The sequence below is a fragment of the Flavobacterium succinicans LMG 10402 genome, assembly GCF_000611675.1.
Classification (GTDB): domain Bacteria; phylum Bacteroidota; class Bacteroidia; order Flavobacteriales; family Flavobacteriaceae; genus Flavobacterium; species Flavobacterium succinicans.
On the sequence record NZ_JATV01000028.1, the window covers coordinates 1 to 12,788 of the forward strand.

Consider the following 12,788-nt stretch of genomic DNA (forward strand, 5'->3'; position numbering starts at 1 on the left):
TACGTTGTCAAACGTATTGAAAGTGAACTTTCTACGATTCCCAATCGAAAGACTTGAAGCCTAAATGCTTTATTCTTCTAAACATCCCAAAAAAATATCCCGAAAATTCATTGTGAAAAAACGTCGTAGTCTAAGTGGCACGGTCCAATTACCTCCAACGTTCCGCTAGTACAGCTCGCTAGGGATAATAAAGCCGATTGACTTCCGACACTAAACAATAATAGCAAACACAAACAATATTAACCAAAGCTGAATGCCCTAGTGAGTTGTACTAGATGTTATGAGTAGGCTTTTTATACGCAAACAAAATGGGAATTAAGAAAATAGCAAGACCAATTAATTCAGCTAAAAACAAATTTATTAAATGGCTGGAAGATAATAAAGCTGAAAATATTGATGAATTTGAAGGTGAAAAAAAAGAAGGTGATGGTTGGGATTATTACAGAACTGTTTCTGCATTTGTTGGGGATAATCTATATACTGTTTATTTTACTATATGGAATGGAAATGTGAAAATTGATTATTCTGATGACGAAAACAGATATAAAGATATGAGTGTAGATGACTTTATGCAGTTGCTATGGTAAGCTTACTCATAACGTTCCCTTGCTACAAGTGGTTTGGGGTTAAATTAAGCCTTATTTTCGGATTTGCCAAATCATCCCAAATACAAACCAATTTCCAAATTAAGCCAATTGCCCAAATCAATTGTAGCAAGTGTTAGCGGTTCGGGCTTTTTTAGCTTTGTATGAAATATTTATCAATTTCGGGACGATGGTAATTTACGATCCAACTATTTCGCTTGTCATAAAGATATTTTATTTTTTCGGCTTTGTTGCTCCATACATAACAACCTCTGTCGTCATACATATAAAATCCCCTGTCTGTTGCTGGGTCTAAGAAATAAATGTTTTGGCAAACTGTCGGTTCAAACCCCATTTCATTATTTGCAATTCCATTTAGTATTTGTTCAGCTTGAATATCTTTAACTTTTACTTTCCCTACTATTATTCGTGCTTCTGTTTTGTCGCAAATAAAACTTCCGTCTTCTTGTTCTGTCAACATTTGCGTTTCAACTTGTTCGGTTACATCATAAAATGTTGTGCGAATATTTTTGGGAAATTGATTCAATAAAAAATCACTTGGTTTATTGAAAAGTCCATCTGAATATTCATAAATCAAAATCCAAATTTCAGTTTCTAAATTGTCAAAAGTTTCATAAAAAAGGGTAGTGGCTCTTGATGTTGCTTTGGAAACACTTTTTAATATATACTTTTCATAATTGAGCTTGTCAACTTTTGTCATTCTTCTCCTGTCTTTCCACCACTCAATTTCTGTCCCGTTTCTTATGATTTTAAACATTTCATCTCCGCCAAGTTCAAAACGAATATGAACGTTTCCAAACACAGAATGTGGCGTTTCAACTTTTGAGTTTGGATAAGTTTTATCTAAATATGTTTGAAGTATTTCTTTCAAGTTTTTCTCTTGTTGTTTATATGTTTGGTGTCGTTCTTTTTAGCCTGACCGCTAACGTCCCGCGGCTTTGCTGGGTTTGGGACTAAGTTAAGATTTTTATTTCGGTTAATCACTTTTAATTCTGGTACAAAACTAACTTCAAATTAAGCCGAAAACCCAAATCCGGCAAAACCGCTGTTAGCGGTAGTATTAATCACGTTTATTCTGTCCAATTTTCTATTTTCTCTATTTCATTACTATGAAACATACTCTCTGCTAAAAGCCTTGGTGTCATTTCGTGATTATTTTCATTATCAAGATTTGCACCCGATTTTAAAAAGAGCTCAATATTTATTAAATTATCTCTTGAATTGAAAATTGCATCCATTAAAGGTGTATTTCCATTTTGGTCTTTAATTTCAATATTGGCATTTTTTTCAATTAAAAGTTTGACAACTTCTGTTCGGTTTTCCTTTGCCGCAAAATGTAAAGCCGATAATCCATTTTTGTCTTGATGATTTATATCCGCACCATTTTCGATTAGCCAAATAACCAAATCAATTTTGTTATAAAAAGCTGCCCAAATTAAAGAAGTTCTTAGATAACTGTCGGTTGCATCAATTCCAACTTCTTTTAGTATTGATTTTACTTTTTCGTTGTCGTTTTTTTCAATGTCGAAAGCTAATTCTTCAACTTTCGGATTACTTTTAAAAGGTCTGCCTGAACTTGCCATTATTTATTTCTTGTTTATTCAAAATTTCGTCAAAATATTACCGCTTACGTTGTCAAACGTATTGAAAGTGAACTTTCTACGATTCCCAATCGAAAGACTTGAAGCCTAAATGCTTTATTCTTCTAAACATCCCAAAAAAATATCCCGAAAATTCATTGTGAAAAAACGTCGTAGTCTAAGTGGCACGGTCCAATTACCTCCAACGTTCTGGCACTACAGCGGGTTTGGGACTAAATTAAGTCCAATATTCGGATTTGCCAAATCATCCAAATACAAGACCATTTTTCCATTAAGCCAAATGCCCAAATCCGTTGTAGTGGCTGTTACCAGTAGTTTTTTTTTAAATTCGGTTTTCCAACAAAATCAAAATTAGTCCTAATACGCATATCGATGTTATTGCTTTGTCCATACTAATCAAGGGTTTTCTTTTCATAAAACCGTATGGAAGCATTATAAGTCCAATTGCGACTAAAAAATATGACCATTTACTATCGCTATCTTTCAGTTCGGTTCTTAATTCAATATCTATGTAATTTTTTCCATTTTTTGTTAAGCCGTAGACCTCGTTATAATCATTCCAAAAACTGTTTTCGTTTAATTCGGAAGCTTCAGATTTCAAAACTTTAAGTTCAATACTATCACCAGATTTAATGTTTGATTTAAAAGCTTCGTGATTAGTCGCTTCGTAAGTCATTGAAGTAATTTTGAATTCTCTATTATATTCTTTTGTTGTTAGAATTATATCTCTATAAGTTGTAGACTTGATTTTGTATTCGTCATATTTTGGATAACTTTTTAGTGTCACATTTATTGATGCTAATTCGTTATTGGGTAATGAATTATCACGTAAAGCTAAATAGAGAAACGAAAATATCATCGCTAACGAAATTGAAACAACAATAATTCTATCACTTTTAGTAATAGGTTTATAGGTTTTCAATTTTGTTGCTTTCTTTTGATTTTCTCTGTTAAATTGTCTTTTCTCCTGTCGTGTCATAAAATTACTGGTAACGTTTGCGGCTATGCGAAGTGCCTTCTTTCGCCGCTTCACTAATGATAGCTAAAATAGCCAAATTTTTTAATTTGTACTATTTTTATCTAAAAAAGCGGAAGGCATTTTGCATAGCCGCTGTTGGGGGTAGTTACTTAATTATGCACAACCATCGCTTAATTAAGTAACGGAGTTGGATAGACTACTCCTCTCTTTTTTTTTCAACACAATGCTATTCAATGAAACCAATTATTTATTGCGCTTAGCAAGCCTGCTAGGCGAAGTCAATAATAGGGGTTTTAGGGCTCTATTTTTTTGGTGATGTTTAAGTTAGCAAAAATAAATATAGTATTGACTTTGTCATTTATTTTCGATAACTTAGCCAAGTCTTGTACGTTGTCAAACGTATTGAAAGTGAACTTTCTACGATTCCCAATCGAAAGACTTGAAGCCTAAATGCTTTATTCTTCTAAACATCCCAAAAAAATATCCCGAAAATTCATTGTGAAAAAACGTCGTAGTCTAAGTGGCACGGTCCAATTACCTCCAACGTTCCCGCGCTTGGCGAGGTTGCGAACTTCGGAACCGATTATTTTCTTTCAAAGATAAAATTTCTTGCGAGAAATAAACGTGAATTTACTACAAAATTCGCAATCTTGCCAAACGCCTGTTAGCGGTTCGGCAGTTTATTTATTCCGTATGTCCATTCCAATATATTTCAATTGTCTATTCCAAATTTAGTTGTTTTTTAAAACCTATAACCTAATTGAAGACCAAATCTTGCAACTTGATCGTGGTCAGTTTTATCAGCATTAAACAAGAGTTTTCCCCAACCAGCATTAACTTCAATGATAATGCCTCTTTTGGTAACCCATTTACTACCTAAACCTATACCAAGTGAATAGTCAATTACATCAGACCCTTTAGTAAATGTCAAATTATCGTTTGTATCATATATTTTTTTTCCATCAATTGAACTTAACATTCCAAATCCTTCTGCAAAAAAACCTGAAGCGTATTTTTTACCAAAGTATCTTCTGTAATATTGTGTAATCATATAATTTGTGTCTTCATTTGAATTTTTGTTATTAAACACAAACAATCCAGTGATACCTAATGATGACTTATTGTTTAAGTTTCTTTCATAGGTAGCTTCGAAAGTTCCAGCTAAAGGCGACAATACATTCACTTTCACTTCATTTTGTTTTTCATTTTGTGGGATATCATTTTGCGCATTAACAGCAAAAAACGAAAATATCATTGCAATGATTAAGTACTTTTTTTTCATAATATAAGTTTTATTGTTCACGGCAAACATATATTATTTCGGCTTAAAAAATGTTAATAAAACTTATGAAGCAAGTTAAATTTAACACAATTTTTTTGCTTAAAAAATGTTTTAATCATCCTTTTTTACGTTCCAACACTGCTGACCGCTAACGTTTGCGGCTATGCGAAGTGCCTTCTTTCGCCGCTTCACTAATGATAGCTAAAATAGCCAAATTTTTTATTTTGTACTATTTTTATCTAAAAAAGCGGAAGGCATTTTGCATAGCCGCTGTTGGGGGTAGTTACTTAATTATGAAAAAATACGTTGTCAAACGTATTGAAAGTGAACTTTCTACGATTCCCAATCGAAAGACTTGAAGCCTAAATGCTTTATTCTTCTAAACATCCCAAAAAAATATCCCGAAAATTCATTGTGAAAAAACGTCGTAGTCTAAGTGGCACGGTCCAATTACCTCCAACGTTCCCGCGCTACACGCAGGCTGGGATTAAGAAAGCCTAAACTTTCGGTTAAAAACTAATTTTTCAAATACAAAACCATTTTCAAATTAAGCCAGATGCCCAGCTTGCTTGTAGCGTGTGTTAGTGGCAGTTTTTATTTTTCAGGTCTTTTTTTAAGTCTTTTATGATTAAGTAAATTGAAATTATAAACACAACTATATAAAGAACGTCTAAGACAGGTTCTTTCAGCGTTAAGTTTTTAAAATCAATGTGTTTAATTAAAGTCAAGCCTAATGTAAATGCAATAAATACAAAAAACCAATTCATTCCTTTTTTATCGTCCATATTTTTAATTTTTAGTTAGCACGTCAATAGTTATTCCAATTGCAAAAATAATAATGTAGAATGTTATTGTACCCAAAAGAAATGAAATTAATGCTTTAAAATAATTTCCAATTCTCTTCGCTTCAAAGAAATTTCCGATTGCCCATATTACATAAATTACACCAATAATTCCTGCAACTTTTAATAATTTAAAATGTAAAAGTCCTTGTGCAAATGCAAAAACAGCAAAAATTAACATTGAAATTCCTTGTACAAAACATAACATTATAAGCAATTCAAAAAAGTTATAGCCATATTTTCTAAAAAACACTTTAAGCCAAATTGCTATAAATATTCCTGTCAATATACTTGCATAACCATAATTACCTTGTATCCATTTCAATATTGTTCCAATACTTGATTTTTCTAATCCTTTATAATTTACATATTCCTCTTCAATATGAAAAAAGTGGCTTATTAAGGTGTAGATTAATGAAGTTACAATAATGAATATAATGGGTTTAACAAGACGGCTTCTGTTTTCCGAAAGATAATTTCTAATGTTTTGACCTGGTTTTGTTACAAGTCCTCTAACTGTATATAAAATTCCACGTTCAAAATGTAAGACGTGTTCAATTTCGTGAATTATATAATGTCCATCAATTCTTTTAAGGTCTGTCGGTTGTCCACAATCTGGGCAAAATTTTGAATTTATTTCGGTGTTACAGTTTTTACAGTTCATTTAAGTTGTCAAATTTATTTTTTCAGTTGTTTTGTTTACGGTCGGTTCGGCAAAATTGCCACTAACGTTCCCGCGCTACACGCAGGCTGGGATTAAAGATGCGTAATCTTTCGGTTAAAAACAAATGTATTAAATACAAAACCATTTTCAAATTAAGCCAAATGCCCAGCTTGCTTGTAGCGTGTGTTATAGGGCGGTTGTTTAGTCGAAATTACTATTAAACCGCAAATTTTTCACGCTTCTGTTGGTCAATTCCAGCTTTCACACTTTTTCATTTTTTACGTTAGAGTAGGCGAGTCCCAATTTTAGATTTGCTTCGCCTGTTCACTTTCGTTAGAGTCTCCTTTTCAAGTTTTGCTTGGTAAGTTTCGTTTTTCACACATCAGCTTTTCACGTTTCTGTTGGCAAAGTGCAATATTCACATTTCCGTTTTCACACTTCCGTTTTTCGTCTGCTTGTCGTTAGAATCCAATTTTCAACGTTTGCTGGCGCTTCCAATTTTCACGCTTCTGCTTTGAAAACATTCGGCGGAAACAACTGTTTATTTTCAAATTGGATTTGCCTGCGTAATTTCGGCTCAACTGCCCTATAACGTTCTGGCACTACAGCGGGTTTGGGACTAAATTAAGCCCATTCTTCGGATTTGCCAAATATTCCAAATACAAGACTATTTTTCTATTAAGCCAAATGCCCAAATCCGTTGTAGTGGCTGTTGTGTGAGGTAATTTTCTACAGTTCCTTATAAATTATTATCTTAAAGTTTTATAGTTTTCATTTTGTTTAGCATTACTATAAAATGATTGATTATTTTCTAAAGTATTTGTAATAGGTTTATCAAAATTCTTCATTTTCTGTTTAATTGAAAGAATTACATATAACATTAAGATTAGAGATATAATTAAACCAAAAACATTTAAAAGTAACATTCCAATTGTATGTTCATTAACTGTGTCTTTCGCATATTCATATTCTAATTCAGCGTCAATTTGATTGATTTCAGGATTTTCAGGTAAATAATGAACAGTCATAAATTTAATTAATCTATTTGGTTCCTCCGGTATAAATTCAGAAGTTGTAAACTCATTTTCATATGTTTCATTGTTTACTTTAAAATTGTACTTATAATCAAATGAATTGCTAGAAGTATTTCCAATTTTAGTTGTATTAATTGTGTAATTATCATCAAAATTCGCAATTACAGTTTTACCGTTTTTTAATAAATTTTCTAATTTGTTTTTATAATGATTATCTCCATAAACTCTATTATATGTGTTTTGAAGGCAAAAATTCAATAAAATTATTACAACAACTAAAAAGCCTATATTTTTTAGCAAGAAGACAGATTTTATAATTGGATCAATTGTAGATTTCTTTTCATTCATTTTAAGTACGCTTTTTTTATTATCTCACACAACGTTCCCGCGCTACAAGCAGTTTGGGACTAAATTAAGCCCATTCTTCGGATTTGCCAAATCTTCCAAATACAAAACCAATTTCAAATTAAGCCTAATACCCAAATTGCTTGTAGCGTGTGTTGTAGGCTGTATTTATTTTGATTTAATAATTAAAGAATTTTCGATATTCATTTTGTCATTGATACTTGTTTTGTAAATGGCAATTAAATTATCTAATTCAAAATTTACTGTTCCAATTTTGACTTTATTTTTTGCAATGCTATCTGATTTTATTATAATTCTTTCAGAAGGAATAAAATTTTCAATATCTGAAATTTCACTTCCAGAATACATTAACCAATTTTCACTAGAAACAATTATTATTTCATTTTTAATAATATTTTCATAAATAATGGAACTATCCTTTTTCCTTATTTCCCACCCATTACTAATCTTGTTCAAATAATTTTCTATGTCTAGGTTCTTTGATTTAAGTATTTTTTCTAAATCAAAAAAGGTGACATTTCTATTTGTTATGTTTTTAAATTTTTGAACATTTGAGTTTCCACTGATAATTTTTAAAATTGCAGGATTACTTGGTAAGTATTTAATTTCGACCGATAAATTTTTGGAAAGACTTTCATATACTTCTTTGTCAACTTTTGTCAAAATATTATGTTCTTGCCCATCTTTTGAATTAAAAACGATATTTAATTCATAGGAAGTAAAAGTTCTTTTTACGGATTTTGAAACTTCCATATGTCCATCGGTAATTATTGCTTTTGTAAATATCCCATTTGCAATAATTTCATTATCTGTTCTTTTTTCCAGAGTAAATGATAAAATAATTCCTGAAATAAGTATTGATGCAATTAATAAATAACTATTATTAGAAATTGTCTCTCCTAAATTAGAATATAAAAGTTCATTAAAATCTTTTAGTTTGTTTAGACCTAGAATAATAAAAAACACACAGATTATTGATTCAGTAATAATAAGTATATACCCATAAGTGTGGTATAGGTTAATTGTTGTGCAAAAAAGGAAAAAAATAAATAGAGTTATTGAAATTAGATACCATTTTAAAGAATTATTTTTCATCATTTTATTTTTTGGTGTATTGTCGTTTTTAGAATATAGCCTACAACGTTCTGGCACTACAGCGGGTTTGGGACTAAATTAAGCCCTATTTTCGGATTTGCCAAATCATCCGAAATACAAGACCATTTTTCCATTAAGCCAATTGCCCAAATCCGTTGTAGTGGCTGTTACCAGCAGACTTTTATTTATCCTGATTATCTAAAATAGACACTAAATCAACTATTCTAAAATTTTTTTCACTAAAGTGGCTATTTGTTCTCGAGATCAGAGGTTGATGTATCTTAGGAATTATATCAAGTTCATTTGGTTTAATTGGATAAGAATCATTTTCAGAGTCATATATTGGATATGCGACTAGTAGGTAATTTGTTTCTTGAGAATTCGATAGGTCTATTTTATCGTAAACATAGAATCCTTTTTTTGCTAATGAATCAAAATCTTGAAAATATTCATTTAAGCCATCACTTTCCAAATCTACAATAAACTCTAAGACGTTTTCATTTCTTCCGCTTTCAAATCTTTCAGGAAGTTCATTTACAATATTATGGAATTCGTCATTTTGATTTCCTTGCTCAAACAGAAACCTCGGTAATATTCCGCCACCAGATGTTACAACACATAGACGATTAAAACGATCAGCAAAATACCAATTTATGTCTAAGAAGAATTGTTCTTCTTGAAAATCTAAATCCATCATCCAAAAACTTGTTTACAATTTTGACATCTTTTTATTGTTTGACCAGTTCGTGGTCTAATTGCTCTTGTGAATTTTAAATCACTAATGGGAATACTAAGACGTAACAAAATTAACTGATTAGAAGCTCTGACTTCACAACAACATCCAACATAATTATCAATTCCCTTTTCTCCTAAAGGGGCAATTTTTAATAGTTCAGTTTCTAATTTAGTACAAAGGTCTTTTGGATATTTACCACTGTGGTCAACTGCTTGGATTTCATGATGCTCAACACCGATAATCGTAGAGGGGAGTTTATTTGACCTTTTATATTTGGAGAATAAAGATTCTGAAAATTTCCTTAGTCTTCTGTTTAATGTTGCTGATGCCATATGATGTTTTTCTCCTGTTTTTTCAAGTTTGCTGGTAACGTTCCCGCGCTACACGCAGGCTGGGATTAAAGATGCGTAATCTTGCGCTTAAAAACAAATGCATCAAACACAAACCATCTGCAAATTAAGCCAATTGCCCAGCTTGCTTGTAGCGTGTGTTAGCAGATGTTTTTTAATATTTCGTTTATTATTTTCAGAGTTTTAGTTGAAGTTTCACGAATAATAATTTTATTCTTCTTGTCTTTAATTAGTTCTGTGAACAAATTGTCTTCTGTATTTATGTCAACAATTGTTCCTCCATATTTTAATGTTGTTTCAGCAATTTCCATTGGTAAATTTGTTGCTCCAGAAGTTCCAACGATAAAAAGAATACCTGAGTTTTTGGCAATTTTTAGTGAGCTAAATATTTTATTTGTTTCTTCATTATATACTTCATCAAACCACAAAATGTTAGGCCTCATCCAATCACCACATTCTTTACATTTTAATAATTCAATATCCTTTTCTGTTAAATCTTCATCTATATTCTTTCCTTTAATTTCAATAGGAAGATATTCTATTCCCTTACAACCATTTGAACATTTAATCTCTCTATTATTTCCGTGTATTTCGTAAATTCTATTTGTTCCAGCACGTCTGTGTAAATTGTCTATATTTTGGGTTATTAAATGAAATTTATCTTGTAAAAGATTTTCGATTTCAACAATTTCATTGTGACTCTCGTTTGGTTCAACATTTTCAAACATCTTTTTTCTAAAAAGACAGTATTGCCAAACTTCTTCTGGATTTTCTTTAAAATATTTAAAGGTTCCAAATTCTTCTGGTTTGTGGAATTTAGTTCCTTTTATCCATATACCATCTGTACCTCTGTAAGTAGGTATTCCGCTATCAGCAGAAATTCCGGCACCAGTTAAAAACGTAAATAAATTTTTATTCTTTTTATTATATACTTGTTTTATTATTTCATCAAGATGTTCTTTCATATACTGATTTTCTAAAATATCTGCTAACGTTTGCGGCTATGCGAAGTGCCTTCTTTCGCCGCTTCACTAATGATAGCTAAAATAGCCAAATTTTTTAATTTGTACTATTTTTATCTAAAAAAGCGGAAGGCATTTTGCATAGCCGCTGTTGGGGGTAGTTACTTAATTATGCACAACCATCGCTTAATTAAGCGATGGTTGTGCATAATTAAGTAACTACCCCCAACAGCGGCTATGCAAAATGCCTTCCGCTTTTTTAGATAAAAATAGTACAAAATAAAAAATTTGGCTATTTTAGCTATCATTAGTGAAGCGGCGAAAGAAGGCACTTCGCATAGCCGCAAACGTTGGGCGTAATATTACGAAACCGACCGAAACGACATTTAACAAACACATTGACAAAATAAATTATGGGATTTTTTGACAAACTTTTTGGAAAGAAACAAGCAGAAAATAATTTGGGAAATATAAACGAAACCGAAACTGTTCTGTTAAAGAAGGGAGACAAGTTTGTTTCAACGGACGATAGTGTTGGCTACAAAATTTTAAGAAATTTAACAGACGAACAAAAAGAAAGAATTGAAAAATCGACAATTTTGTTAAGAACAGGACAACTTTATATGCACTATTGGACAGATAATTTGGTTTGCGAAGACAGAAACGACCAAGAATGGCAGAATAAAGTTATGTACTTTTGGAAAGCAGAAGAACTGTTTCCAAAAAAATCACTGCCTTCAATTTTTGAGACTTTTAAAGTCAAGAACTTTCTATTTGTGGGCGACACATCAAGTATTTCTTTACAAATTGGACAAGCAATGCCTTGGTTTGGAATGCCAGGACTTGGAGAAAAACACGGTTGTGAAATTAATTCTCAAAAAGTGACAATTCCAGAGTTAAATAAACTTGGATTTGTTGAGTATGTTGAACCAGTTGAATTAACTAACGAAAACTTGAATATTTTGACGGACAAAGAGAATTATTTTTTCTTAATTTATGACAGAATTACACCATTTCAAAATGGAAGTTTCTACTTGAAAGACAAGCCTATTCCAATTGACGTTGCTTATAGCATCGGAGGAATTCATATCATAAAGAAAACTGAATTAGAGTAAAAGAACAGATAAAAAAATACTACGCCCAACAGCAGTTACACAAGATGCAAGGATTTAGTGGAATTGCCGTTTCGCATTGAATTTTTTATTAAATAGAAAATATACAGTCACGAAGCCTTGCACCTCGTGTAGCTGCGGAACGTTGTACGCAATTAGCCAAAAATACGTGATAAACTATCGAAAACAAAAGGGATTTGATTGATTTTGACGAGTAAAATGGATAACATTTTGCGCCAAGCTTTTGCAAAAGAGTTTTGCTGAAAACAATATTTTCAAAGCGAAATCGCTAATAAAGCTTGACAAAGTTAGTAGAAAAAAATGACAAAGTCAAATCTTTTTCTGCTCTACTTGCTGAAAATCAATAGATACCGTTTCCGATTAGAATTTTAAATCGACTTCGCAAAGCCCAAGTTTTGCAAAATAGTTTAAAAAAAGTTTATCTAAGTATTTTATTGTCTACCTGAAACTGTTATCTTTGAAGAAGAGTAACAGCGTACAACAGCGGTTTTGCGCAAGCCTTGCCAGAAAAAGGCAAGCCCTGCGCAAAGCCGCGGCCCGTTAAGCGGGAGTTGAAAGCCGAAATTACGCAGAAGAAATCCATTGGAAAACAAGCATTAGTTTCCGTAAGAAATTAACAAAGCTGAAGCGTAGAAACTGGAAGCGCCAACAGAAGCTGGAAAGTTGAAACCTGAAAATCAGAAGTGTGAAAATTGGAGTGGAAAAACATAAACTCGGAAAACAGAAGCGTGAAAATTGGAAACGTGAAAAATGAAAGCGTGAAAATTGGAAACTGACAATAGAAACATGGAAAAAGGAAGCGTGAAAATTGGAACCAAATAACAGAAAACTAAAAGCAAACGTGAAAGTTGAAAATAGCAAACCGAAATACAGAAACGTGAAAAATTTGCGGTTTAATTGTAATTCCGACTAAACAACCCCCGCTTAACACACGCTACAAGCAAGCTGGGCAATTGGTTTAATTTGAAAATAGTTTGTGTTTGATACATTTGTTTTTAACCGAAAGATTACGCATCTTTAATCCCAGCCTGCGTGTAGCGCGGGAACGTTATTGAAAAGAAACAGCCGACATCAACCAGACGTTTTGCAACTGAAAAAATAATAATGAACTAGCTAGCGTGCCGACGCAAATCAAGCTC

Annotated in this window: 13 protein-coding genes; 2 read left to right on the forward strand and 11 right to left on the reverse strand. The window is 32.0% G+C overall.

Translation table 11 applies throughout. From position 1 onward, the window contains the following. Positions 1-308: 308 nt before the first annotated feature. The gene (locus tag AO58_RS0116325; RefSeq protein ID WP_024982715.1) at positions 309-587 is read left to right on the forward strand and encodes a hypothetical protein; all 279 of its coding nucleotides are present in this window, start codon (positions 309-311) and stop codon (positions 585-587) included. Positions 588-738: 151 nt separating this feature from the next. Here AO58_RS0116325 and AO58_RS0116330 read toward each other — a convergent pair whose 3' ends face one another. From AO58_RS0116330 to AO58_RS0116380, 11 genes are all read right to left on the reverse strand, one after another. Beyond that, positions 739-1,476, reverse strand: a complete 738-nt coding sequence (locus AO58_RS0116330; protein ID WP_024982716.1) for a DUF3885 domain-containing protein — start codon at positions 1,474-1,476, stop codon at positions 739-741. 199 nt (positions 1,477-1,675) lie between these two features. Next, positions 1,676-2,188 carry an ankyrin repeat domain-containing protein gene (locus tag AO58_RS0116335; protein ID WP_024982717.1) on the reverse strand — a complete coding sequence of 171 codons (513 nt, stop codon included), beginning with the start codon at positions 2,186-2,188 and terminating at the stop codon, positions 1,676-1,678. Positions 2,189-2,528: 340 nt separating this feature from the next. Then, the gene (locus tag AO58_RS0116340; protein WP_024982718.1) at positions 2,529-3,185 is read right to left on the reverse strand and encodes a hypothetical protein; all 657 of its coding nucleotides are present in this window, start codon (positions 3,183-3,185) and stop codon (positions 2,529-2,531) included. A gap of 742 nt (positions 3,186-3,927) precedes the next feature. Further along, on the reverse strand, positions 3,928-4,467 hold the full coding sequence (locus AO58_RS0116345) for a DUF3575 domain-containing protein (RefSeq protein ID WP_024982719.1): 540 nt from the start codon (positions 4,465-4,467) through the stop codon (positions 3,928-3,930). 581 nt (positions 4,468-5,048) lie between these two features. Then, a complete protein-coding gene (locus AO58_RS0116350; protein ID WP_024982720.1) occupies positions 5,049-5,252 on the reverse strand; it encodes a hypothetical protein in 204 nt (67 codons plus the stop codon). 4 nt (positions 5,253-5,256) lie between these two features. Then, on the reverse strand, positions 5,257-5,973 hold the full coding sequence (locus tag AO58_RS0116355) for a DUF3667 domain-containing protein (protein WP_024982721.1): 717 nt from the start codon (positions 5,971-5,973) through the stop codon (positions 5,257-5,259). Between the two features lie 749 nt (positions 5,974-6,722). Beyond that, on the reverse strand, positions 6,723-7,355 hold the full coding sequence (locus tag AO58_RS0116360) for a hypothetical protein (protein WP_024982722.1): 633 nt from the start codon (positions 7,353-7,355) through the stop codon (positions 6,723-6,725). 165 nt (positions 7,356-7,520) lie between these two features. After that, positions 7,521-8,468: a hypothetical protein gene (locus AO58_RS0116365; RefSeq protein WP_139225592.1), complete on the reverse strand. Its 948-nt coding sequence runs from the start codon at positions 8,466-8,468 to the stop codon at positions 7,521-7,523. 181 nt (positions 8,469-8,649) lie between these two features. Next, positions 8,650-9,165, reverse strand: a complete 516-nt coding sequence (locus AO58_RS0116370; protein ID WP_139225593.1) for a hypothetical protein — start codon at positions 9,163-9,165, stop codon at positions 8,650-8,652. Then, the gene (locus AO58_RS0116375) at positions 9,162-9,536 is read right to left on the reverse strand and encodes a hypothetical protein (RefSeq protein ID WP_024982725.1); all 375 of its coding nucleotides are present in this window, start codon (positions 9,534-9,536) and stop codon (positions 9,162-9,164) included. The genes AO58_RS0116370 and AO58_RS0116375 overlap by 4 nt, the downstream gene beginning before the upstream one ends. A gap of 158 nt (positions 9,537-9,694) precedes the next feature. Continuing rightward, positions 9,695-10,519 carry an SIR2 family NAD-dependent protein deacylase gene (locus AO58_RS0116380; RefSeq protein WP_024982726.1) on the reverse strand — a complete coding sequence of 275 codons (825 nt, stop codon included), beginning with the start codon at positions 10,517-10,519 and terminating at the stop codon, positions 9,695-9,697. A 410-nt stretch (positions 10,520-10,929) separates the two neighbouring features. Between AO58_RS0116380 and AO58_RS0116385 the strand changes: the two genes are divergently transcribed. After that, positions 10,930-11,631: a hypothetical protein gene (locus AO58_RS0116385; RefSeq protein ID WP_024982727.1), complete on the forward strand. Its 702-nt coding sequence runs from the start codon at positions 10,930-10,932 to the stop codon at positions 11,629-11,631. Positions 11,632-12,788 lie beyond the last annotated feature (1,157 nt).

Excerpts from the sequence above, each read along its gene's own strand:
- AO58_RS0116325 (WP_024982715.1), top strand. The coding sequence starts at position 309 with ATGGGAATTAAGAAAATAGCAAGACCAATTAATTCAGCTAAAAACAAA.
- AO58_RS0116335 (WP_024982717.1), bottom strand. The coding sequence starts at position 2,188 with ATGGCAAGTTCAGGCAGACCTTTTAAAAGTAATCCGAAAGTTGAAGAA.
- AO58_RS0116375 (WP_024982725.1), bottom strand. The coding sequence starts at position 9,536 with ATGGCATCAGCAACATTAAACAGAAGACTAAGGAAATTTTCAGAATCT.
- AO58_RS0116340 (WP_024982718.1), bottom strand. The coding sequence starts at position 3,185 with ATGACACGACAGGAGAAAAGACAATTTAACAGAGAAAATCAAAAGAAA.
- AO58_RS0116385 (WP_024982727.1), top strand. The coding sequence starts at position 10,930 with ATGGGATTTTTTGACAAACTTTTTGGAAAGAAACAAGCAGAAAATAAT.
- AO58_RS0116360 (WP_024982722.1), bottom strand. The coding sequence starts at position 7,355 with ATGAATGAAAAGAAATCTACAATTGATCCAATTATAAAATCTGTCTTC.
- AO58_RS0116370 (WP_139225593.1), bottom strand. The coding sequence starts at position 9,165 with ATGATGGATTTAGATTTTCAAGAAGAACAATTCTTCTTAGACATAAAT.
- AO58_RS0116355 (WP_024982721.1), bottom strand. The coding sequence starts at position 5,973 with ATGAACTGTAAAAACTGTAACACCGAAATAAATTCAAAATTTTGCCCA.
- AO58_RS0116350 (WP_024982720.1), bottom strand. The coding sequence starts at position 5,252 with ATGGACGATAAAAAAGGAATGAATTGGTTTTTTGTATTTATTGCATTT.
- AO58_RS0116365 (WP_139225592.1), bottom strand. The coding sequence starts at position 8,468 with ATGAAAAATAATTCTTTAAAATGGTATCTAATTTCAATAACTCTATTT.
- AO58_RS0116380 (WP_024982726.1), bottom strand. The coding sequence starts at position 10,519 with ATGAAAGAACATCTTGATGAAATAATAAAACAAGTATATAATAAAAAG.
- AO58_RS0116345 (WP_024982719.1), bottom strand. The coding sequence starts at position 4,467 with ATGAAAAAAAAGTACTTAATCATTGCAATGATATTTTCGTTTTTTGCT.